This window comes from Actinoplanes sp. NPDC051494 (genome assembly GCF_044454705.1).
Classification (GTDB): Bacteria; Actinomycetota; Actinomycetes; order Mycobacteriales; family Micromonosporaceae; genus Actinoplanes.
Map to the genome: position 1 here is coordinate 133192 of NZ_JBITDZ010000002.1, position 23875 is coordinate 157066.

Consider the following 23875-nt stretch of genomic DNA (forward strand, 5'->3'; position numbering starts at 1 on the left):
CCTGACGGGGGTGAGCGGACCGGCCCCCGGCCGGCCCGTTCCACAGGTGGTCAGAGACCCGGTACCGCCACCTCGCCGCGCGCGGTGCGGGCGAGGTCCAGATAGCGGTCGGCGGTGCTGCCGTCACCGTGGGCCCGCAGCAGCGCGGCGAGGTCACGCAGTGCCAGGGCGGTCCCGGTGGGGTTCTCCATGAGGACGAACCTCGCCAGGGACGCCCGCAGGTGCTGTTCCGCCTCGGGCCCGTCGACGGTCCGGGCGCGGGCCCGCAGCGCCAGCGCCTCACTGCGCGGGTCGCCGTACCGGCGGAAGCGTTCCAGCGCGGCGTCGAGGTGGCGGGCCGCGTCGGCCGGGCGGTCCCGGCCGAGCTCGGCCAGGCCGAGGGTGAGCAGGGCGTGGCCCTCCCAGACCTGGTCGCCGTGCTCGCCCAGCACCGGGATCGCCGGCTCCAGGTGCCGCACCGCGGCGGTGAAACGGCCGTGCTGCTGATAGGCGTAGCCCAGGGCGCGACGGGTGTACGCCTCCCACAGCGGATCGCCCCGGTCGGTGAAGATCTTCAGGCAGTCCGTGTACAGCCGGACCGCGCCGTCCAGGTCACCCTCGACCACGTGCAGGCCGCCCCGGCTCAACAGGGCGGCCGCCTGCCAGTCCGGGTTGCCGATCTCGTAGAACAGGGCGACGCACCGGTCCAGGGTGCTCGCGGCCAGGTCGAAACGCCCGTGCGCCCGGTAGACGTTGCCGAGGCTCAACAGCGCCATGGCGTGCCAGTCGAGGTCGCCGAGGCGCCGGAACGTCTGCACGACCCGTTCCAGGCCACGGACCGTACCCGACCAGGGGTTCAGCATGCCGGGTTTGACGGTGACCGCCAGCGGCACCCCGGCACCGTCCGCGTCGGGTGCGGCCACCAGCCGGTCACCCACCTGATGCGCGGCCTGCCGGGCACCCTCCCTGGTCAGCGCCCAGTCGTCCCACTGCGACCACAGCTCGAACGACAGCGGTACCAGGATGCCGGTCAGCGACCACCCGGTCTCCAGGACCGTGCCGGCGCTCTCGGTGACCTCACCGGACAGTGCCGAGCGCAACGCCGGCACCCAGCCCAGGGGGTATTTGTGCCCGGCCGGGCGGCGCGGCGCGGTGGGGTCCCCGGCCATCAGCCGCTTCTCCATACCGTCGAAGATCGTCATCCAGGCGTCGAGCGCCTCGGTCCGGGCGGCGTGCCGTTCCGCGTCCGAACCGGCGGCACCGGGCAGCTCCCGGGCGTACAGGGTGATCAGGTCGTGCATCCGGTAGCGCTGCCGGTTGGCGTGGTCGCGGCCGACGACGTCGAGCAGGTGCCAGTCCACGAGCCGCTCGAGGATGTCCGCCATGTCCGGCTCCGCGGCGTCGGCGAGCGTCGCCGGTGCCCACGCCGGGAACGACAGCCCGCGCATCTGCCCGAGCAGGCGGAAGATGTCCTGCTCGTCCTGCCGCAGGGCCCGGTAACTGAGCGCGATGCTGGCGCGGACCGTCAGGTCACCGACGGCGAGCTCGTCCAGCCGGCGGTGCTGGTCACCGAGGCGCTCGGCCAGGTCGGCGAGCATCCAGTGCCGCCGCGCGCTGAGCCGGGCACCGGCGATGCGCAGGCCGAGGGGCAGATGCCCGCACATGGCGATGATGTGCCGGGCCGCCTCCGGTTCGGCCGCCACCCGGTCCGGCCCGGCCGTGCGGGCGAGCAGGTCCAGCGACTCCCGCTCGTCGAACGCGGGCAGCCAGATCCGTTCGGCCTCGAGCCCGGCCAGCGGTGTCCGGCTGGTCGCGATCACCGCCGAGCCGGTTTCCCAGGGCAGCAGCGGTCGGACCTGGCTCTCGGTGACGGCGTTGTCGAGCACGAGCAGGATGCGCCGGCCGGCCAGATGCGCGCGGTACCGTTCGGCCGGCCCGGCATCGCCGCGGTCGTCGAGCCCGAGCAGGCCGACGACGTGGGTCAGCGCCTCCGGGCCGGAGACCGGCCGGCCACCGATCCCACCGAGATCGACGAAGACACACCCGTCGGGGAACCGCGCGGCGAGCCGATGAGCGGCGTGTACGGCCAGTGAGGTCTTGCCCACGCCGGCCTGACCGGTGACGACGGCGAGACCCCGGGCCCCCGGCCGGTCGCCCAGCGCACCCATCAGGTGGTCCAGGTGGGCTTCGCGGCCGGTGAAGTCGGCGACGTCCGGCGGCAACCGGACCAGGGCCGGAGCCGCGGGTACGGACTCGGCGGAGCTGTTCGCGCGCAGGATCTCCCGGTGGGCGCCGGCGAGGTCCGGGCCGGGGTCGGCGCCCAGGTCCTCAGCGATGCGGTGCCGGGTGGACGCGAACAATGTCAGGGCCTCGGCGTCACGCCCGGTGACGTGCAGGGCACGCATCAGCGCGGCGGCGAGGCCCTCCATCAGCGGATGTTCGGCCAGCAGGCCACCGAGCACGGTGATGACCCGGGCGGGTTCCCCGGCCGCCAGCTCCGCCCGGGCCCAGGTCACCGCCGTCTCGGCCCGGCGGTGCAGCCAGGCCGCCCGGGTCCGCTCGACCCAGTCGCCGTGCAGGCCGGCCAGGGGTTCACCGCGCCACAGGGCCATCGCTTCGCGCAACTGCTCCACCCGTACGCCGGGGTCGGCGGTCAGCGCCTCGATCCGCAGCACATCGACCCGGCCGGGATCGATGTCGAGCTGGTACCCACCGGAGCGGCGGATCAGCGCGGCCGGGGTGCCGTCCGCGGCGGCGGTGTCCGTGATCAGCCGGCGCAGCCGGGCGATATAGGGATACAACGCCTGGCGGGCCTGCGGCGGGGGATCGTCGCCCCAGGTCCGGTCGATGAGGGTGTCGATGGGCACGGGGTTCCCGGCGTCGGCCGCGAGCGCCGCCAGCACCGTGCGTTGCCGTGGCGCTCCCGGGTCGACGCGGTCCGCTGACCAGATCTCCACCGGACCCAGCAGGCGGACCTCCATGCGTTTCCCCTCGTCAAAACTGTCGGCTGATCAAATCATGACAGCCGTAAGCTCCTCCGAGCCGGTCACCGGCGGCGCTGGTAGATTGCCGTGCGTCCATCGATGCCGCCAACCGGGAGCGAGACGACGGCGTGCCAACCAGGCCTCTGCGTTCCCACGATCCGCGTGCCGTCGGTGGCTACGAGCTGCTCAGGGTGCTCGGGGAGGGCGGCATGGGTGCCGTCTACCTGGCCCGGGGCCGCGACGGCCACCTGGTCGCCGTCAAGATCATCAGGCCGGAGTACGCGGCGCAGGCCGAGTTCCGGGGACGGTTCCGCAGCGAGGTGAACCGGGCCCGGCAGGTGCCCCCGTTCTGCACCGCCGCGGTGCTCGACGCCGACCCGGACCACCGCACCCCGTACCTCGTCGTCGAGTACGTCGACGGCCCGGACCTCGCCGGCGTCGTCGCCGACCAGGGCCCGCTCACCGGTGGCGCGCTGCACAGCGTCGCGGTCGGCGTGGCCACCGCGCTGGTCGCGATCCACGGTGCCGGGGTCATCCACCGCGACCTGAAGCCACGCAACGTGCTGTTCGCGCTCGGCTCGCCGAAGGTCATCGACTTCGGCATCGCCCGGGCGTTCGAGTCCACGAGCGAGCACACCCGTACCGATCAGATGGTCGGCACGCTGTCCTACATGGCGCCGGAACGGCTCGACGGCAAAGCCGTCACGCCCGCGGTGGACGTGTTCGCCTGGGGCGTGCTGGTCGGCTACGCGGCCACCGGGCGCACCCCGTTCGCCGCGGACACCCCGACCGTGACCGCCGTGCGGATCCTCACCGGCGAACCCGACCTCACCGGCCTGTCCGGCACCCTGCGCGACCTCGTCGCCCGTACGCTGGCCAAGGACCCCGCCCAGCGGCCGACCGCCCAGGAACTGCTCGACACCCTGCTGGCCGCCGGCCCGGACGCGACGACCGCGGGCTCCGCACGCCGCCCGGCCCCGCCCGTGTCCCGCCCGGCCCCGCCCGCGTCCCGCGCGGCCCCGCCCGAGCGCCGGGCCCGGCCCCGCCGTCGCGTCGCCCGGATCGCCGGTGCCGTCGTCGCGGCCGGGCTGCTGGCGGTGGCCGTGCCCCTCGGGATCGACGCCGCCGGCAACGCCCCGGAGTCCGTCGACGCCGTGTCCTCGCCGCTCGGCGTCGTGCCGGCGTCCACGGACCCGGCGCTGGACACCTCCTGGGTCGACCCGCTCACCGCCGACGGCAACTGGGAGAAGGTGTCCACGCGCGCGTACAGCTGCACCCCCGGGAGTCGCGGGCTGACCATCGCCGGCTCGCAGGACTACGACGGGTTCACCTGCGCGGGACCGAGAAAGGTCTTCAGCGGTGACCACTCCGTCGCGGTGGAACTCGACGACCTCAGCCCGCAGGCCTGCGCGCAGATCAGGTTCCGCCGGTCCGGCAGCGCCGGGTACAAACTCGAGATCTGCCGCGACGGCTCCCACCTCGAGGTCACGGACCCGGACGGGAACGCACAACCGATCAGCCGTACGGAGGTGCGGCTGACGTTCCCCGCCCGGCACCGGATCGTCATCGACATCGTCGACGAGGTCGCGGCCGTCCGGATCGACGGTGACAAGGTCCTGGCCACGGTCATCGACTCCCGGATGGCGAAGGGCTGGGTGGAGCTCGGCATGTCCAACTCCGCCGCGAACGACGAGGGTCGCGCACTGTTCGCCGATCTCGCGATCACCGTGCCCTGACGTCCACATCGGAATCATCTCCCCGGATCGTGCCACCGCCGCCCGGGAATTGATCACCGTGGGGAGGACGCTGGCAGCCTCGACCCGTGAACAAAGCAATCACGGGATCCCGCGGTGCGGGCCTGGTACTCGGCGCGGCGTTGTTGTGGGGCACGATCGGCCCGTCCCAGGTGCTGGGCGGCGGTGACATCGACCCGGCGGCACTCGCCGGATGGCGCCACGTCGTCGGCGGGCTGGCCCTGTGCGGCCTCGCGCTGCGCGACCCGGCCGGGCTGCGCCGGCTGCGGGAACGCCGGGTGTGGACGCTCGTGGTGCTGGCCGGTGTGGTCGGGGCCGTCTATCAGGTCAGCTTCCTCACCGGGGTGTCCCTGGCCGGCGCCGCGATGGGCACGGTGCTCGGCGTGGCGACCGTACCGCTGTTCTGCGGCCTCGCCGCCCGCTGGTTCGACGGCCAGCGCCTGACCCGCAGCTGGCTCATCGGCTCGGGCCTCGCGGTCGCCGGGTCCTGCCTGCTGCTGGCACCGGCGGCCGGCGCCGAGGTCGAACCGGCCGGGCTCGCCTGCGGGCTCGCTGCGGGCGCGCTGTTCGCCGGGTACACCACCGCCGCGAAACGGCTTGGCGCCACCGGGATCCCGGTGTACGCGGGCACCGGCGCCGGCATGCTCGTCGGCGCCCTGGTCCTGACGCCGGCGATGGCCTCCGGGATCGGCGCGCTGGCCCAGCCCCGGGTCCTCACCGTGATCGCCTGGCTGGGACTGGTCACCACCGGTGCGGCCTACGCGATGTACGGCGCCGGCCTGCGCAGTGTCAGCACCGGCGTGGCCGGCACGCTGAGCCTCGGCGAACCGCTGGCCGCGGCGTTGCTGAGCACGACCCTGCTGGGCGAGTCGCTGACCGTCGCCGAGGTGCTGGCCTGCGCGGCGATCCTGACCGGTCTGCTGATCACCAGCCGGGTCACCGGCCCGGCGGCGGCACCGCTGGTCAGCAGCGCGGTCGGCGTGGTCGCCATGCCGGTGCGGATCCCGCTGCGGCCCGACCTGGTGGGCCGGCCCCATCCTCTCGGGCGGGGGGTGGCGCGCCCGGGCGAGCAGGCGGAACCGACCGTGAAGTACACCCGGCGCTCCCTGGTGCGGCCCGAGGACCACGCCCTGCTGCGCCGGCGGGACTGAGATCCGCTTCCCGGACAGGCACTGAACGCGGACGGGCCCGGTCGGATGACCGGGCCCGCCTCGTACCGTCGGATCAGCCGAATGCCTTGATCAACCGCCAGTCCACCGACAGGACCGTCTTGACCACGGGCCCGGTGGCGGTCTTCGACGGGTAGTACAGCCGCACCTGGCCGTCCACCGCCGACACCTCCCACAGCTCGGGGATCCCGTCTCCGCTCGCGTCGGGGATGCTGATGATCTCCTTGACCGCGGGCTCCTGCCAGCCGGTGCCGTACGTGACGTCGCCGGCGCGGGAGGCCGCCGCGGACTTCAGCGAGTCCAGGCTCACGCTGCCCGCCACCGCACCCGGCAGGCCGTGCCGCAGGTACAGCGTGCCGGTGTCGAGGTTGCGCCACAGCAGGTCCGGCGTGCCGTCGACGTCGACGTCGGTGATGGTGACGATGCCCCGGCGCTCCCAGACCGTGGTGGCCATCGCGGTGGCCTCCTGGAAGCTGCCGCCGGTGTAACCGCTGAGCACCCAGAACGCGGTCGCGGTGCGGATCGCCAGGTCCTGCTTGCCGTCGCCGGTGATGTCACCGACGGCCTTGAGCTGCGTCCAGGTGGCCGGATCCGGGGTGTTCGACGGCAGCAGGACCTTGAGGCGCTGGTCCACGTTGAAGCTGCCGTACCCGTCACCGGGGTACAGGTAGAAACCGCCGTCCGGGGTACGGGCGAACAGGTCGGTGATGCCGTCACCCGGGTACACGTCCGAGTGGTGGGCGATCAGGGCCGACCTGCCGGTGGCCGCGTCGTACCACTGCCCGGCGGGGTTGATCTTGCCGCCGGTGACGTAGGCCGCCGCCAGTGACGTGTACAGCTCGCCGTCGGTGTCACCGGACAGCGTGCGCAGGTTGCCGCTCTCGTTGACCAGCAGCAGGTCGGCGATGCCGTCGCCGCCGGTGTCGTAGGGGCCGTCGCCGATGTCACGCGGCGGCACGTAGAACGTGTACAGGGTCGCGGCGCTGCGGTTGCCGGCCGCGTCGTAGGCGTACACGACCAGCGTGGTCGGCCCGGCGTGCCGTGGCTTCAGGGCGGTCACCGTGGCCTTGCCCGATGTGGCGGTGATCGTCGTGCTGTCGATGTACTCGAACGCGTAGGCGAACTTGACGGCGCCGTCGGCGGTGAACGTGACCGCCCCGGTCCCGCCGAACTTCACCGTCGCCCAGGTGGCACCGTCGGCGGTCGCCGCCGGGAACACCACGCTCTCGACGATCGGCGCCGCGGGAGCGGAGGCGTCGATGATGAAGCGGCACGGCTCGGTGGTGCCGCCGGGGAAGAACGTCGACACCAGGCCGCCGGAGTCCTCCGCGCGGACGTCCCACGAGTAGACGCCCTTGTCGACCAGGCTGGTGCTGGGGATCGTCAGCGTGGCCTTGCCGGCGCTGTTCGGGGTGACCAGCGTGCCGTCCGACACCGTGCCACCGGTCTTCCACCAGCGGAAGCGCAGCTTGCTCAGGTTGCCGTCCGGGTCGGTGGCGGACGCCGACAGCACGATGGTGGTCTTGGCGATCGTGACGCCGTTGCCGGGGCCCGGTTCGCACTCACCGCCGGGCGAGGTCGTACCGCCGGTCGGCTCCTTGGGCTTGCGGTTGTAGACCGCCTTCAGCTCCGCGGTGTCGGCCTCGAACTTGCGCCAGGTCTGGGTGTCGCTCTCGCTGGTGGCACGCATGCCGAGGGTCAGGTTCGACGCGCCGGCGTCCGCGGCCGCCTGCGCGCCGTCCTTGACGTTGAACGAGACGTACGCGTTGGCGCAGGCGCTGGCGGAGTAACCGTTCGCGAACGACAGCTTCTGCTGCAACGCGATCCAGCTCGGCTGCTTGTTCCAGGTGGTGCCGGAGGAGATGGCGCCGGTCTGCCAGAGCTGGAACTCGCGGTCGGTGCAGGACCAGGAGTGGTTGTTCAGCACCTTGAAGCTCGCCGAGCTGATCTCCGCGCCCTTGATGGTCTTGTCGAAGCCCATCCGCCAGAACGAGCGGGCCAGGCCCTTGGTGTCGCTCTCGTAACCGACCCGGGCGTCGGGCGTCTTGCCGTTGAAGCCCACCCCGTTGAGGAAGTTGCTGTTGGCGTTGGGCTTGTGCACGAGCGCCCAGGCCAGCGTGTCGCTGATCATCGTCGGGTCCAGGAACAGCGGGAACGTGGCGGCGGGGTCGGTGAGCAGACCGGTGGCCGCGACGTCGAGGTGCAGCTCGGCGCTGCCGGTGCCGTCACCGTCGAGGCGCGTGGGCATCGGGGCCTGGCGCGATCCCGGTTCCAGTCCGCCCAGGCCGGAGAGCGCGAGCACGTCGGCGCTGGTGGCCACCGCGGTGCGGGCCGCCTCGGGCGACTCGGGGTCCTTGCCGGAGGAGTCCCAGGCCAGCGGCGTGGGCACCGAGCCGATCTCGGCCTGGCTCGTCGCGTCGAGCACCCGGACGCCGCCGGTCTCGGCGTCGTGGCGGAAGATCGCGGTCGGCGAGCTCAGCTTGTAGCTCAGCGTGCCGAGGGACGGGGCCGTCGCGGCTTCGCGGTTCTTGACGATGAGCGCGTTCGAGAACCCGCCTTCCCTGCGGGCGACCAGCAGCAGGTCCACCCCGGGGCGGACCTCGGGGTACAGCGCGCGGCTGCCGTCGAGCACCGGTGCCGGTAACGCGCCGGGCCACGTGTAGGTGAGGGTGTGGCCGTCGGCCTCGGTCTCGGCCAGCACGGTCTCGGCGGCGCCGGGATCGCCCCCGCCGGAGAAACGGACCGGCGTCACCGGGTTGGCGGGCCGGATCCCCAGCGGGCCGTCCTGTGCGGCGAGGGTGTTGTCGATCGGCGCCCAGGAGCCGGCGGTGTTCCGCGCCCGCACCGGTACCGCGTTGATCGTGGTCTCCAGCTGCCCGTCCGGGCGGGCCCAGGTCAGCGACGTGGTGGTGGTGAGTTTGTCGATCAGCACGTTCTTGCCGCCGGCGACGGCCTCGGCCATCACCACGGCCTCGTCCTTCACCCCGGCGACGGCGGCCGGACCGGCGACGGGGGCCGGCCGGGCATCGGTGTCCTCGTGCGGCCACCACGGCACCGACGCGGCGATGAGGACGGCTGGCAGAAGGCCAAGGGTGCAGGCCAGCCTGGTGCGGGTGCGCACGAAGGGACTGAACAGGCGGGGCACGGTCACGGCGGTGTACTCCCGTGTGGACCAGAGGGAAAGGGCAGCGGCTTGGAGAGCGCGCACACGATCGCACAGCCATCGATCTTCGCGCAGGGTTACTCATTCGTTACACAGCAAAGGGTTTCGGAAGCAGTTACGCCCGGCTGATTCCCTTTTGGACTGGTACGGGCGGGATGCTTGCACCACTTTGCGCACTGCTAATAGAAATATTCGAATACTTCACCGGAAAGTCATTTGGTCAAGATCGCCAGGTGGCGTGGATCACATTCATAACTATCAGTGACCTTGTCTGTGACGCAGGGCTGAAGGGACAGTGCCTCCGCACCCGCCTCGCCCGGCGTGTGCCTCGACGTGCTTTGGGAGTCGACACTTATGCGTGGTACAGGTCCCCTATCCTGGCGGACACGCCATCGCGCGCTCGTCCTGCTGCTGGTCACCTCCCTGGTGGTGACCACGGCACCGGCCGCCGCACTCGCCGTCCCCGGACCCGGCATGGACCGCGACAACGCCGTGGTCGACCTGCCCGACCTGCCCGAAACCGCACCGATCGGCCAGGACGAGGAGGCCGAGGCGAACCTCACCACCGCCGACGAGGTGCCGGTCGACCCGTACACACCGACCTCCGTCACCCCCTGGCAGCAGGACAGCGGCGTCGTGGACCTCACCGGCGTCGCCGCCGGCGAGAGCGTGCCCGTCGACGACCTGCCCGTCTCCCTCGGCGTCCCGGACGGCGCCGACCCGGCCGCGCTCGCCGGCGACTGGACCGTCGACCTGGCCGCCCCCGAGACCTCGCAGACCGCGGGCGTCTCCGGCCTCATCATGAAACTCACCCCGCCGGCCGCCGCCGACCCGGCCGCCGAGGTCGCGCTCAGCGTCGACTACACCACCTTCGCCGACCTGTACGGGCCCCAGGCCGCCGACCGCTTCGGCCTGATGCTGCTGCCCGACTGCGTCTACGACACCCCGGGAGCCGGCGACTGCGCACCCGTCGAGGGCGAGGAACCCGGCAGCACCGAGGCGGCCCCGTCCAGCGAGTCGGCCCCGTCCAGTGAGGCGACCCCGTCCAGCGAGGTGGCGCTGTCCAGCGAGGTCTCCCTGGTCCCCGCGTCCGACGCGCTCGCCCGCAGCGCCTCCGCGAAGAGCACCACCCCGCACCGCATCGTCAGCGGCACGGTGCCGCTCGGCAAACTGCTCGAGCCCACCACCGCGGCCGGCTCGACCGCCCGCGCCGCCGTCGAACCGTCCACCTCCGGCGTCGTCGGCGCCCTCGACACCGGCGCCTCGGCCTCCGGCGACTTCACCGCCACCCCGCTGCTGTCCTCCGGCTCCTGGGCCTCCGGCTCGTCGTCCGGCGCGTTCACCTACTCGTACCAGGTGCAGGTGCCCGAGACCGCCGGCGGCCTCACCCCGCAGATCGGGCTCTCCTACTCCTCGCAGTCGGTCGACGGGCGCACCTCCTCCACCAACAACCAGGCCTCCTGGATCGGTGACGGCTGGGACTACAGCGCCGGCTCGATCACCCGTACCTATGCGAACTGCCGTCAGGACTCCAAGAAGGACGGCTCCAACAACGCCAAGCACCGCACCGCCGACCTGTGCTGGGGCTCCAAGAACGCGACCCTGTCGCTGGGCGGCTCGACCACCGAGCTGGTCTGGGACGAGACCAAAAACAAGTGGTTCACCGCCAACGGCGACGGCTCGGTCATCAACCTGGAGAAGGACACCAGCCTCAAGAACGGCGACGCCGACGGCGAGTACTGGATCGTCACCACCCGCGACGGCACCAGGTACCACTTCGGCCGTAACCGCCTGCCCGGCTGGACCACCGGCGACCCGGAGACCAACTCCGTGCTCACCGTCCCGGTCTCCGGCAACCACTCCGGTGAACCCTGCTACAAGGGCCCGACCAGCGACGACTTCAAGAAATCCTTCTGTACGGAAGCCTGGCGCTGGTCGCTGGACTACGTCGAGGACATCCACGGCAACGCCATGAGCCTGTGGTGGGCCAAGGAGACGAACTACTACGCGAAGAACTTCTACTTCAAGGGCCCGGTCAAGTACGACCGTGGCGGCTACCTGACCCGCATCGACTACGGCCAGCGCGCCAACACGCTGTTCTCCGCCGCCCCGATCGGCCAGGTCGCGTTCTCCGTCGACGAACGCTGCTACACCGTCGGCTCGGTCACCTGCAGCGAGTCCAACTTCGCGAGCAAGGACCCCGGCAAGTACCGCGTCTGGTTCGACACCCCCGCCGACCTGCGCTGCGAGGCCGGCAAGATGTGCTGGAACGCCGGCCCGTCGTTCTTCACCCGCAAACGCCTCGACAAGATCACCACCTCGACCCAGCGCGTGCCGGGCTCCACCGCCCGCCAGACCGTCGACGAATACCAGCTCAAGCAGTCCTTCCCGGTGCTGCGGACCGGCCCGAACACCGCGCTGTGGCTCGAGAAGATCACCCGCACCGGATACGGCACCGACGGCGCGAAGACCGCCCTCAACCCGGTCAGCTTCGAGTCCAACCTCGAGGACATGCCCAACCGGGTCAAGGAGGACGCCCGCCCCGGCTTCTCCCGCCTGCGCATCGCCCGGGTCATCAACGAGTACGGCGGCGAGACCGTCGTCACGTACAAGCAGCCCACCGGCGCCTGTGCCACCGGCAGCGGCCTGCCCGGCAAGAACGACACCGCCGAACTGAAGGCCAACACCCGGCTCTGCTACCCGAGCTTCTGGCATCCGGACCCGGAGGCCGAGGAGATCGACTGGTTCCAGAAGTACGTCGTCGACACCGTCGAGGAACTCCCCAACGTCGACGGCGCGTTCAGCACCATCACCGGGTACACGTACAAGAACGCCGCCTGGAAACTCGCCGAGGCCGAGTTCACCAAGAAGGCCACCCGCACCTACTCCGAGTTCGCCGGCTTCGAGCAGACCACCACGCTCACCGGCGCGGACGAGAGCGACATCGGCAGCAAGCAGACCAAGTCCGTCGCCCGCTACTTCCGCGGCATGGGTGACAGCGTCTCCGTCAAGGACATCGCCGGCACCGAGATCGCCAAGGACCGCGACCCGTTCGCCGGCCGCATCGCCGAGGAGCTCACCTACAGCAACCCCGGCGACGCCGACGACGACTGGCTGACCCGCAGCGTGACCGTCCCCGAGGCCACCCAGCTGGCCAGCCGGGACCGCGGTGACGGCCTCAGTGACCTGCGCGCCTGGCGGGTCACCGAGCCGAGACAGCTCACCTACACCCGCTCCTCGGGCACCGGCGACGACAAACGCACCGCCCGCACCACCGAGACCCGCACCACCTACGACGACACGTACGGCCTGCCGACCCGCATCGAGTCCCTCGGCGACACCGGCAAGGACGGCGACGAGTCCTGCACCGCCCTGGAATACGTCCACCACACGGCCAAGAACCTCATCGGCCTCACCAAACAGGTCCGCACCAGCCCCACCACCTGCGCCGCCGCGACCTTCGACACCCTGACGTCGCTGGGCTCCGGGATCCGTACCGCCTATGACGGACAGGCGTACGGCGCCGCGCTCGCCGACACGACGCGCGGCCTCGCGTCGCAGACCTGGTCGTTGAAGGCCGACGGTTCCGGTTTCCAGAACGACGGAACCACCGCTTTCGACGCCATCGGCCGCGTGACCCAGCGGACCGACCCGGACAACAAGAGCACCGCCATCACGTACGACCCGGCCGCCGGGCAGGCGTACAAGGTCACCGAGCGGAACTCGCTCGGCTTCGACCAGACCCAGACCGTCGAACCGGGCCGGGGCACCGGACTCACCACCACCGACGCGAACGGACGGGTCAGCCAGTCGAAGTTCGACCCGCTGGGGCGCCTGCTCGAAGCATGGGGGCCGGGACGCACCCCCGCCGCCAACGCGGTGCCGGACTTCAAGGCGGTGTACAACACGCCGGCCGGCAAGCCACCGTTCATCACCACCCAGACGCGCGGGCACGAGAACCGCGTCCAGACGTCCGTCACGCTGTACGACGGACTGGGCCGGGAACGCCAGACCCAGGAGAACGCCACCAACGGCGGTCGCCTGATCACCGACACGCTGTACAACAGCTCCGGTGAGGTGTGGCAGACCAACAACGCCTACTACAACGAGGGTACGCCGAGCGGCCAGTTGTTCACGCCGCTCGCGGACACCACCGTCCCCAACGCCACCCGTTACACCTACGACGGTCTCGGCCGGGTGACCACGGAGATGCCGGTCCTGCGCGGCACCGAGACACCGGCGCGGGCAACCGGGTACTCCTACGACACCGACAACTCGACGGTGATCAACCCGTCCGGTGCGGCCTCGTACCGGATGTACACCGATGCCCTGGGCCGGACCACCCGGGTGGACACGTTCACCGACATCGGCCGGACCGAGTTCACCTCGATGCGGTACCAGTACGACTCGCGTGGTCAGCTCGTGAAGGCCACCAACTCCGCCGACGCGGCCAACCCCTGGTCATGGACCTACGACCAGCGCGGCCGCCAGCTGACCGCCACCGACCCGGACACCGGCGTCACCCGCACCACGTACGACAGCCGGGACCGTCCGCAGGCCGTCACCACCGCCCGCAACGTCACGCTGTGGAACGAGTACGACGAACTGTCCCGGCCGATCCGCCAGCGTATCGGCGGTAGCACCGGAGCCGTTCTCGGCGAGTACACCTACGACACGGTCGCCGGTGGCAAGGGCCTGCCCGCCTCGGCGACCCGCTACACCGACGGTCTGCCATACACCCAGACCGTCGGCGGCTACACCACCGACTACCAGCCGACGTCGACCACGCTCACCCTGCCGCAGACCATCGCGGACACCTGGGGCCTGAAGAGCTCCTACACGTACGGGTACACGTACACCGACACCGGCCTGCCGGAGACCCAGTCCCTGCCCGCCGTCGGCTCGTTCCCCGCCGAGAAGCTGGTCGTCCGCTACACCAAGGACGGGTTGCCGCTCTCGCTGTCCGGCAAGGACTGGTACGGCTCGGAGACCACCTACTCGCCGTACGGGCAGGTGGTGCGCTCCACCCTGGGAGCCCAGCCGTACCGGGTGTGGGCACTCACCTCGTACGACGAGGCCAGCGGCGCACTCACCGAGCAGCAGGCCTACCGCGAGAACTCGACGGACAAGGCCCTCGTCGGCGGCAACCTCGTCTCCAACCGGGCCTACACCTACGACAACGCCGGCAATGTCACGTCGATCCGTGAGCGGTCCACCGGCATCCAGGAACGGCAGTGCTTCACGCACGATCCGCTCGGCCAGCTCAAGAAGGCATGGACCGCGAAGGACCAGGAGTCCTGCGCGGCCGGCCCGGTCAACGCGGACGGCACGCCGAACGTGGCGGCCGGCACCGACAACGCGGGCTACTGGCAGGAATATGAGTACGACCTTCTCGGCAACCGCACCAAGCTGGTCGAGAAGGACCTCACCGGAACCGCCACCAAGGACAGCACCAGCACATACACCTATGGCAAGGCGGACGGCAGCCAGCCGCACACCCTGAGCAAGGTGACCAAGAAGTACGTCACCCCGGCCGGTGCCGCGGTCACCGCCGAGGCGGAGCGGCTCTACGAGCTGACCGGTGAGACCAAGACCGTCACGTCGCTCCAGACCGGTGACAAGCAGGAACTGGCCTGGACCGCGGACGGCAAGGTCGAACGGATCTCGGGGCAGGGCACCAACGGCAAGACGCCGTACGTCGGCCTGGCCGACAAGTGCATCGACCTCAAGAGCGGTCTGGCCGTCGCCGGTACCGCCATCCAGCTGTACGGCTGCAACGGCTCCATCGCGCAGAAGTGGTCGTTCAAGCAGGTCCCGGGCCAGGCGAACGTCAACCTCGGCACCATGGTCGGCTACGACACCTGGTGCCTGCAGCCCGCCGCCAACACCGCGGGCTCGGCCCTCCAGCTGCAGAAGTGCGACGGCGGCACCGCCCAGCGACTGCAGCGGACCACCGCCGGCCAGCTCACCCACACGGCGTCGGGCCTGTGCGTCGCGGTCAAGGACGCGGCCACCGCGAACTCCACGCTGATCGTGCTGGCGGCATGCGACAACACCGCCGCGGCCCAGCGCTGGGAGGGGCAGAACGAGACCCGCTACATCTACGGCGCCTCCGGAACGCAGCTGCTCAGCATCCAGGGACGCCAGGCGACGCTGATGCTGGGTGAGGCCCAGATCACCGTGCAGAAGGGCGGTGTGCTGGTCAACGTCCAGCGCACCTACGCCGCCCCTGGCGGCGCGGTGATGCGATACGCCTACGGAACCGGTTCGACCGGCGTGGTCGCGCTGGTCGGCGATCACCAGGGCAGCCCGTACGCCGAGGTGCAGCTCAGCGGTGGCATGACGGTGCGGCTCCGCAAGCAGGACCCGTTCGGCAACCAGCGGGGTGCCGCCCCGCTGGGTGTCAACATGCAGACGAACGCCGGCTTCCTCGGCGCCTCCCGCGACGACGCGTCCGGTTACACCCAGCTCGGGGCGCGCCTGTACGACCCCGCGGTAGGCAGGTTCCTCTCCGCCGACCCCGTCGTCGACCTGTCGGATCCGATGCAGTCCAACGGGTACGCCTACGCCCACAACAACCCGTCGACGCTGTCCGACCCGTCGGGTATGTCGGTGGCGTTGACCGCCTCGGAGATGGCCGCCGCACTGGCCGGCGCGGGGTTGTCCGCGGCACAGGTCTCCCAGGCCCAGGCGAACATGGGCCGCTCGCTCACGTCGGTGATCCTGTCCGCGGCTTGGTCGATGCTGCAGGACTTCATCGGCATCACGGACGCCATCAACTGCTTCGGCGGTGACATGTGGGCCTGTGGAAGCCTCATCATCGGGGCGATCCCCTGGGCGAAGCTCGGCAAGATCCCGGCGGTGCTGAGAGCCATCGACCGCACCATCGCCGCGATCCAGGCCTGGCGTACCGCTAAGAAGGCCGCCGAACTGGTCCTCGCGGTGGCCAAGGCCGCGGAGACGGCTGCGGTCAACGCCAAGAAGGCGGCGATCGCCCGGGCCAAGAAGGCCGCACAGGCCGCTCAGAAGAAGGCCGCGGACCGGCTCAAGACGACGAGCGCCCGGGCCGCGGACGCGACCAAGAAGACCGGTAACCCGGTCCAGAAGCAGGCACAGGCCAGGGCCAACCCGAAGGGATCGTCGGCTCCCGCGAGCAAGGGTGCCGGCAGTTCCGGAGCGAGCAAGCCCGGTGGATCGTCCGGCGGTTCCCAGCGCAGCAACGGCGGCTCGAGCGGTGGAGGCGACAGCGGTAAGAGCGGTGGCGGCAAAAGTGGTGGTGGCGGTGGTGACAGCGGCGCCAGCGGCAGCTGCAACAGCTTCGTCCCCGGCACCAAGGTCCTCATGGCCGACGGCTCCACCAAGCCGATCGAAGAGGTCAGGCTCGGCGACAAGGTCAGGACGACCGACCCGGAGACGGGGAAGACCCGCGTAGAGACCGTCTCCGCCACCATCAAGGGCCAGGGCGTCAAGCATCTGGTGAAGATCACCGTCGACACCGACGGTGCACGGGGCTCGGGCACGGCGGATGTCACGGCGACCTCCGGTCACCCCTTCTGGGTGGCCGAGCTCGGCGACTGGGCCGACGCCACGGATCTGCGATCCGGTCAGTGGCTGCGCACCAGCGCCGGAACGTACGTCCAGATCAGCGCGATCAAGCGGTGGACCGCCAGCCGCGCGACCGTCCACAACCTCACGGTCAGCAATGTCCATACGTACTACGCGCTCGCCGGCAGTAAACCGCTCTTCGTCCACAACGACAGCTGCTCGATCGCGCCTGACAAGAGTGGCAAATGGACGGCCCCGAAGGACGCCGGCCACCGGCTCACCTATGAACTGGTGGACAAGGACGGCAACAGCAAGGTCGCCGGAAGCCTCTGGAGCGGTAACACCACCCCGGAGGAGGCCAGCATCGACGGCGGCTGGAACAGGCAGGCCGTGGTCAACACGGAGAACCGCCTGATGCGGATGTTCGGTCTGCCCTCCAAGCACAACATTCCGAACGACCCGTACTTCGGGCTGCACGCCGACGTCAAGATCGAAGAAGGCGACGTGCTGAATCTCTGGGGTGGCAAGGACCCCTGCGGTCGTTGCAAGAACATGATGACGGAGTTCATCAATGACATGGGTGCCGACATCATTTACCATGGCCCCGGCGGAACCTGGCCGTAGCGATTAAGGAATATGCGATGGAGCTCTCAATCGAAGAGTTGCAGGAAGAAGAGCTCACCACCCATGGAGATTTCTATTCGCTGGCTCTCTTCCGGGAAAACGGGTCGGAGGTCGAGGGCCTCGAGGTCCAGCGGACCGTCGGTGGGATCTACGGTGACCCGGCGACCGGCGCGGTGCCCTACTGCGTGGTCACCGCCGGTCACGGCACCAACTACGGGGGCATCGAACGGGTGATCTGGTCGGACGCCTCGGTGGAACTGGTCTTCACCGAGGCGGCCCGCGAGGTGCTGAGCTTCCCGGACCGCAACGTCGTCCTGAGGCTCGACATGTCCGAGACCGACCGGGCAACGGTGAAGGCGGGGTTGCGCCGGGCCTTCGTCCAGGGCGACATTCCCTACCGTCAGCCCGAACTGGTGAATTTCGGCTGACCTCGCCCGTCACGCGCTGAACGGATGACACGAACCGCCCGGGCAATTCCTCGGGCGGTTCGCCATTTCCGAGACGTTCACCTGGCGTCCACGTGGGACCCTTAGCGTCCTTCTCGCACCGGAACCGACGCGAGGAGCCCGTTGTGACGCGCCAGAGCCATGTCCGTCCGGGGGCCGGGACCCGGGGGTCCCGGTCCGGTTCGCCGACCGGCGGCCGGCTGCCCGGCGAGGTCGAGGCGTTCCTGGCGTTGCAGCGGCAGATCGGTAACGCGGGCGTCGGGGCGCTGGTCGGCCGGGATGTCATCCAGCGGGCCGATGAGGCGACGACCGTGGACGGGGACGACTTCTTCGACGCTCGCTCGCAGCTGTCGGCCGTATCGGCGCCGGACAGCGACGTGTTCTTCGACGCCGAGGACGGCCGGTCGCAGGAGGAGGTCGGCGCTACCACCCTGGCCGACGTGGCCGAGGTCGCCCGGCAGAGCCTGGAGAGCCAGTCCGACGTGTCGATCGACCCCGCGCAGCTCCTGGCCACCCTGACGCCGCCACCCAGCCCGCCGCCCAGCCCGGAGCCGGCGGCGGTCGGGGAGGAAGCCGCCGCGGGGCCGAGCCGGTTCCGGCGGGTCGTGGACGGGGACGAGGCGAAGATGACCGGGGCCGGGCTGGCCACCGCCGGGCCGTTCACCGGGTTGGCCAACAATGCCTCGCCGTCGCTGGGACTGATGGCGGGGGCCACCGGTGGATCCAGTCTGACCGCGGCCGGGGACGCCGTGAGTGAGCTGCTCAAGGGGCATCGGTCGGCGACCGGGTACGACGTCGTCAACTGGCCCAAGGTGATCGGTGGGGTGCTGGCGTTCGGCGGGCTGGCCGCCGCCGCGGCCGGGACCGGGCTCGGTGTCCCCGGGCTGCGGGCCGGCGGGATGATGTCGCAGAGTGCCGGCCTGCTGATCAAGAGCGCGGGGGAGGGCTGGAAGTTCGAGAAGGGCAGCACCCCCTGGAACAGCCTGCCCGACAGTGACATCGCGAAGGCCGCCGGCGCGTTCGCCGCCTCGGTCGCGCCGGCGCTCGCGGCCGGTGCGTTCCTCAGTGAGCCGGAGCTCGCGAAGATGCTGACCTCGTCGGCGCTCGCCTCCGGCACCACCGGCTCCCAGCTGCTCAAGGCGGCTCTGTGGTTCGCGGCCGGCAGCGGGGCCGGCGACTTCGCCAGCGAGGTGGTCAAGGGCGTGCACGACGGCAAGGTCAACCCGGCCAAGATGTGGGGCGGTCTGCTGCAGGCCACCGGCGCGTTCACGTTCGCCGGCGGCGCGCTGTGGCGCAACCTCGACGCCCGTAACGCCGGCCTGGTGCTGCAGGCCGCCGGTCTCGTCTCGAAGAGCGTGGGGGAGGGCCGCAAACTGGAGAACTCCCCGGCCGGTGCCTGGCCCGGCGCGCTGACGAAGAAGAAGGTCCCGGCCAGCGCGGTCTGAGCCTGCGCGAGGCCGTTCCCGGCGGCGGGGCGAGTGCCGGTCCCACCTGCGCGTGCGGCAGGATGCAGGGCACCGCCGAGCAGGATCAGGGGACCCGTGAGCAACGAACTGAACGCCCTCGTCAAGCGTGTCGAGGTGACCGATCCGGCACTCGCCCGGGAGCTGCGCAAGCAGCTCGAGGCGATCACCCGGCGCCGGGAGTTCGGGCTGGTCTTCGAGCGGCACCTCCCCGAGGCTGTCACGCTGGCGAACCGGCGCATCGCCGCGGGGGACAAGGTGCGGTTCCTCCCGCCCCGCGGCAGGACAGGCGTGGAGTCGGACGCGACCTGGACGGTCACCCGGGTCAGCGGGGCCAAGGGTGCGCGGGTCGCCGACCTTGTCGATCCCCGGACCAGGGAGGAGACCAGCCGGGCCGTCGAGGACCTCGTCTATCTGGCCGACTTCCGGGATCCGGTCTACCCCGGCCTGGAGCTGATGGAACGGGTCGGCAACGGCGGGGACACCCCGGCGCACGTCGTCATCAACGGCGAGAACTTCCACGCGCTCGAAGCTCTCCTCTTCGCCCACCAGGGCACCGTCGACGTGCTCTACATCGACCCGCCCTACAACACCGGCGGCAAGTCCTCCTGGCTGTACAACGACAACTACGTCGACGGCGACGACGCCTACAAGCACAGCAAGTGGCTCGCCTTCATGGAACGCCGCCTGCGCCTGGCCAGGAAGCTGCTGCGCGACACCGGCGTGCTGTTCGTGAGCATCGACGACGCCGAGCAGCACCGGCTGCGCATGCTGCTGGACCAGGTCTTCGGCGAGGACAACTTCGTCGACACGCTGGCCGTCGAGATGTCCACCACCTCCGGCCCGAAGACGGTCAACGCGCAGCAGGGCACGATCGTCAAGAACGTCGAGTTCGTGCACATCTACCGCCGATCGGCGGCGTTCGACCAGGTCAAGCACACCCCGCTGCTCGACGGCATCAACCTGTACGACACGCATTACACGGTCTGGCTCAACGAGGACGGCACGCTCGGCTCCCTGGTGGAGAAGATGCTGGCCGACGACGAGGTGGCCGCCGAGATCGACCGGGCCGGGCTGCTCGCGCGTGGCTCGTTCAGCGTCACCGCCATGGACCGGCTGCTGGCCGTCTCGGAGGTCGCGCGGGCCTTCATCACCGGCAACCTGAGCCGGATCGCCCGGGTCGACCGGCCGCCGGTGTCGGCCGCCGGGCGGTCCACCGCACCCGGCCACTGGACGACGTTCGAGGCGGACCACCGCACCTACCTGCTCACCACGCTCGCCAACGGCAACCTGCAGTCGCTCATGCCGCTGGCGCTGAACTACCGGACCTCCGACGACTACAAGCCACGCTTCGGCCGTACGGTGATCCGCGGTGATCTGTGGAAGGGTTTCCACCAGGACATGGGCAACGTCGCCAAGGAGGGCGGTGTCGCGTTCGCCAACGGCAAGAAGCCGATCCGGCTCATCAAGCAGCTGATCCGCTGGGCCAACAACGCGCCCGACGCGGTGATCCTCGACTTCTTCGGTGGCTCCGGGACGACCGCGCACGCCGTGATGGCGATGAACGCCGAGGACGACGGGCGCCGGCGGGCGATCGTGGTCACCAACAACGAGGTCAACGAGAAGGTCGCCGCCGAGCTGCGCCGCAAGGGCCTGCGTCCCGGCGACCCGGAGTGGGAGGCCCGGGGCGTCTGCGAGGACATCACGGTGCCCCGCCTCCGGAGCGTGGCGACCACGGCGAACATCGAGTTCTTCCGGCTGACGTATCAGAACCCGGCGCTCATCGAGCTGCACCTCGCGTTCGAGGCCGTCGCGCCGCTGCTGTGGCTGCGGGCCGGCGCCGAGGGCCGGCGCATCGACCTGCCGACCGGCACCTACGACGTCGCCGACACCTACGCGGTGCTGTTCGACATCGACGCGACCCGCGCTTTCCTCGCCGCCGTCGAGAAGGCCGGGAACCTGCGGTACGCGTTCGTCGTCACCGACGACGAGACCCAGTACCAGGCCGTCGCGTCCCAGCTGCCCGCCGGCGTCGTCCCGGTCCGCCTGTACGAGTCGTACCTGCGCACGCTGCAGATCAACACGGAGAGGGTGTGACCGGATCATGCGGTTCACGCTGAAGGAGTACCAGTCCGAGGCCGTCAGGCAGATCCTGAAGGCGCTCGGCCGGGGCCGGCGCGACTGGCACGAGGACGGCGACCGCACCGCGTTCGCGTTGTCGGCGACCACCGGCTCCGGCAAGACCGTCATCGCCGCGACGGCCATCGAGGCGCTGCTGCACGGCTCCGACGAGTTCGACGTCGAGGCGGACCGGACCGCGGTCGTGCTCTGGATCAGCAAGGACCCGGCGCTCAACGAGCAGACCCGGGGCCGGTTCATCGAGTGCGCCGACCGGATCCCGCCGGGTGACCTCGTGCTCCTGGACAAGACGTTCCCCGAGGACTCGCTGCAGTCCGGCACCGTGTACTTCATCAACCCCGACAAGCTGGGCAGGAACGCGGACTTCGTCAAGCACACCGACGCCCGTCAGGTGACGTTCTGGCAGCTGCTGGCCAACACCGTCGGCGACCCGGCGAAGACGTTGTACCTCGTGCTCGACGAGGCGCACGAGGGCATGAAGGCGCCCAGCCGGGACGAACGCACGATCGTCCAGAAGATCATCAACGGCAACGGCGCGAACCCGCCGGCCCCGATCGTGTGGGGTATCTCCGCCACCGTCAGGCGCTTCGACGAGGCGATGGCCCGGACCGCCGACATCCGGGCCAAGCTCCCGAACATCACCATCGACCCGGTCGCGGTCCAGGACTCCGGGCTGCTGAAGAACGCGCTGACCCTCGACATCCCCGACGAGCCGGGCGACTTCGAGACAGCGATGGTGCGCGACGCCACACTCGACTTCGTCCGGGTCTGCGAGCGCTGGGACGCGTACGCCGGGCGTGAGGGGCTGGAGAAGCCGGTCGTGCCGCTGCTCGTCGTCCAGATCCCGAACAAGGCCGAGGGCGAGCGGAACACCGAGAAGGGCCGGCAGGACGAGAACGCGTCGATCCTGCGGGTCCTCGAGACGATCCGCGGACACTGGCCCGACCTGCCCGCCGACGGCGTGGCCCACGTGCTCGGCGACCGCGCCACCCTCGAGATCGGCGCGTATAAGATCCCCCGCGTCGCGCCCCAGGACGTGCAGCACGACGAACGCGTCCGGGTGCTGCTGGCCAAGGACGCGATCTCCACCGGCTGGGACTGCCCCCGCGCCGAGGTGCTCGTGTCGCTGCGCCCGGGCAAGGACCACACGTACGTGACCCAGCTGCTGGGCCGCATGGTGCGCACCCCGCTCGCGCAGAGCACCAGCGACGACCGCCTCAACGCGGCCGCCTGTTATCTGCCCCGCTTCGACGCGGCCACCGCCAAGATCGTGGCCGAGGAGATCATGGGCATGCGGGAGCCCGGGAACGGGCCGTCCGGCCCCGCTATCCCGCGGGTGCTGCTGCGCCCGGTGCTGCTGGGCTGGAACCCGGACGTTCCCGGCGAGGTACGGGCCCTGATCGAGAGCCTCCCGTCGTATGCCCGGCCGACGGCGGTCCCACGGCCGATCAAACGGCTGCTCAAGGCCTCACAGGCGTTCGGGCAGGACGGCCTCGTCCCGAACGCCGACAAGGAAGCGCACGAGATGTTCTGGGGCGTGCTCGACACGCTCGCCACCCGCCACGCCGGCCTGGTGGAGGCCAAGGCCCACGACATCCGTACCGCCGACGTCCGCCGGATCACCGCCGAGCGGGGTGCCACGGCGGTCGGCTACACGAGCACGCAGCGCGACGCGGACGCGGCCACCGTCGACGACGCGCTGCGGCACGTGCGGCGCATGCTGTCGGCGGCGGTGGTCAACCGCTACCTGTCCCGCAACGCCCAGGCCGCGATCACCGCCGCGTACGCCGACGGCGAGGACCCCGGTCAGGTCGACATCACCGGCCTCCGTGCGCAGGTCGCGGCGCTGGGACTCATCGAGACACCCGACGGTGAACCGAGCGTGCCCGAGGCGGTGGAGAACGCCGCGGACACGCTGGTGCGGTACTGGCTGACCACGAAGGCCGGCGGGATCGACGCGCTGCCCGACGCGCGCAGGCCCACGTACGAGGCGATCCGGCAGATGGCCCGCGAGCCGGAGCCCGTACCGATCCGGATCAGGACCGAGGAGCAGGCCGACACGGTCGACACCGACCGGGTGCCGCTGCCGACCGCGCGGCGGCACGTCCTGTCCGACCCGGACGGCAGGTATCCGCTCGACGTGAAGCTGAACCGGTGGGAGCGGGCGGTCATCGCCCAGGAGACCGGCCCGGACACCGGCATCGTGGGCTGGTACCGCAATCCGTCGGCGGCCGGGGAGAACTCCCTGCGCGTGCCCTACCGCGACGGCACGGCGTGGAAGTCGGTGCAGCCGGACGTCATCGTCGTCCGGCGGGACACCGCCGGGACGCTCCGCGCCTCGATCATCGACCCGCACGGCGCCCATCTCGGCGACGCGTCACCGAAACTGAGGGCGCTGGCCGAGTACGCCGACCACCACGCGGACCGTTTCGAGCGGATCCTCGCGCTGGGGATCGAGAAGAAGGCCGGCGACCAGCAGGTCCTCATCGGTCTGGACCTCAAGGACGCGGGCGTCCGCCGGGCCGTGTACGAGGCGCCCGCCGACGCCGACAGTCTCAAGGCGCTCTACGAGAGGCACGGCACGGTGTACGGCGTCGTCCCGGCCTGAT

General features: G+C 70.7%; 9 protein-coding genes. 7 read left to right on the forward strand and 2 right to left on the reverse strand.

What is annotated here, in order from left to right; all coding sequences use genetic code 11:
• Positions 1-50: 50 nt before the first annotated feature.
• Positions 51-2960 (reverse strand): BTAD domain-containing putative transcriptional regulator, encoded by a 2910-nt coding sequence (locus ACIA6A_RS07470; RefSeq protein ID WP_396096614.1) that lies wholly within the window; start codon positions 2958-2960, stop codon positions 51-53.
• 131 nt (positions 2961-3091) lie between these two features.
• Here ACIA6A_RS07470 and ACIA6A_RS07475 point away from each other — a divergent pair, with 131 nt between their 5' ends.
• Together ACIA6A_RS07475 and ACIA6A_RS07480 are read left to right on the forward strand one after the other, a co-directional pair.
• Complete coding sequence (locus tag ACIA6A_RS07475) at positions 3092-4699, forward strand: serine/threonine protein kinase (RefSeq protein WP_396096615.1); 1608 nt, start codon at positions 3092-3094, stop codon at positions 4697-4699.
• 86 nt (positions 4700-4785) lie between these two features.
• Positions 4786-5868 (forward strand): DMT family transporter, encoded by a 1083-nt coding sequence (locus ACIA6A_RS07480; protein WP_396096616.1) that lies wholly within the window; start codon positions 4786-4788, stop codon positions 5866-5868.
• 73 nt (positions 5869-5941) lie between these two features.
• Here the strand turns inward: ACIA6A_RS07480 and ACIA6A_RS07485 are convergent, their stop codons facing one another.
• On the reverse strand, positions 5942-9037 hold the full coding sequence (locus ACIA6A_RS07485) for a DNRLRE domain-containing protein (protein WP_396096617.1): 3096 nt from the start codon (positions 9035-9037) through the stop codon (positions 5942-5944).
• Between the two features lie 366 nt (positions 9038-9403).
• On the opposite strand from ACIA6A_RS07485, the gene ACIA6A_RS07490 reads away from it, so the two are divergent.
• The 5 genes from ACIA6A_RS07490 (at position 9404) to ACIA6A_RS07510 (ending at position 23874) form a co-directional block, all read left to right on the forward strand.
• Positions 9404-17218, forward strand: a complete 7815-nt coding sequence (locus ACIA6A_RS07490; RefSeq protein ID WP_396096618.1) for an RHS repeat-associated core domain-containing protein — start codon at positions 9404-9406, stop codon at positions 17216-17218.
• Positions 17219-17235: 17 nt separating this feature from the next.
• A complete protein-coding gene (locus ACIA6A_RS07495) occupies positions 17236-17646 on the forward strand; it encodes a hypothetical protein (protein ID WP_396096619.1) in 411 nt (136 codons plus the stop codon).
• A 143-nt stretch (positions 17647-17789) separates the two neighbouring features.
• Complete coding sequence (locus ACIA6A_RS07500; protein WP_396096620.1) at positions 17790-19109, forward strand: hypothetical protein; 1320 nt, start codon at positions 17790-17792, stop codon at positions 19107-19109.
• Between the two features lie 96 nt (positions 19110-19205).
• Entirely contained in the window at positions 19206-21224 is a 2019-nt protein-coding gene (locus ACIA6A_RS07505; RefSeq protein WP_396096621.1) for a DNA methyltransferase, read from the forward strand.
• Positions 21225-21231: 7 nt separating this feature from the next.
• Positions 21232-23874 (forward strand): DEAD/DEAH box helicase, encoded by a 2643-nt coding sequence (locus ACIA6A_RS07510; protein WP_396096623.1) that lies wholly within the window; start codon positions 21232-21234, stop codon positions 23872-23874.
• Position 23875: the final 1 nt, after the last annotated feature.

Bases quoted from the DNA above. Each gene is read 5' to 3' on its own strand.
- ACIA6A_RS07510 (WP_396096623.1), top strand. From the start codon at position 21,232: ATGCGGTTCACGCTGAAGGAGTACCAGTCCGAGGCCGTCAGGCAGATC.
- ACIA6A_RS07495 (WP_396096619.1), top strand. From the start codon at position 17,236: ATGGAGCTCTCAATCGAAGAGTTGCAGGAAGAAGAGCTCACCACCCAT.
- ACIA6A_RS07490 (WP_396096618.1), top strand. From the start codon at position 9,404: ATGCGTGGTACAGGTCCCCTATCCTGGCGGACACGCCATCGCGCGCTC.
- ACIA6A_RS07470 (WP_396096614.1), bottom strand. From the start codon at position 2,960: ATGGAGGTCCGCCTGCTGGGTCCGGTGGAGATCTGGTCAGCGGACCGC.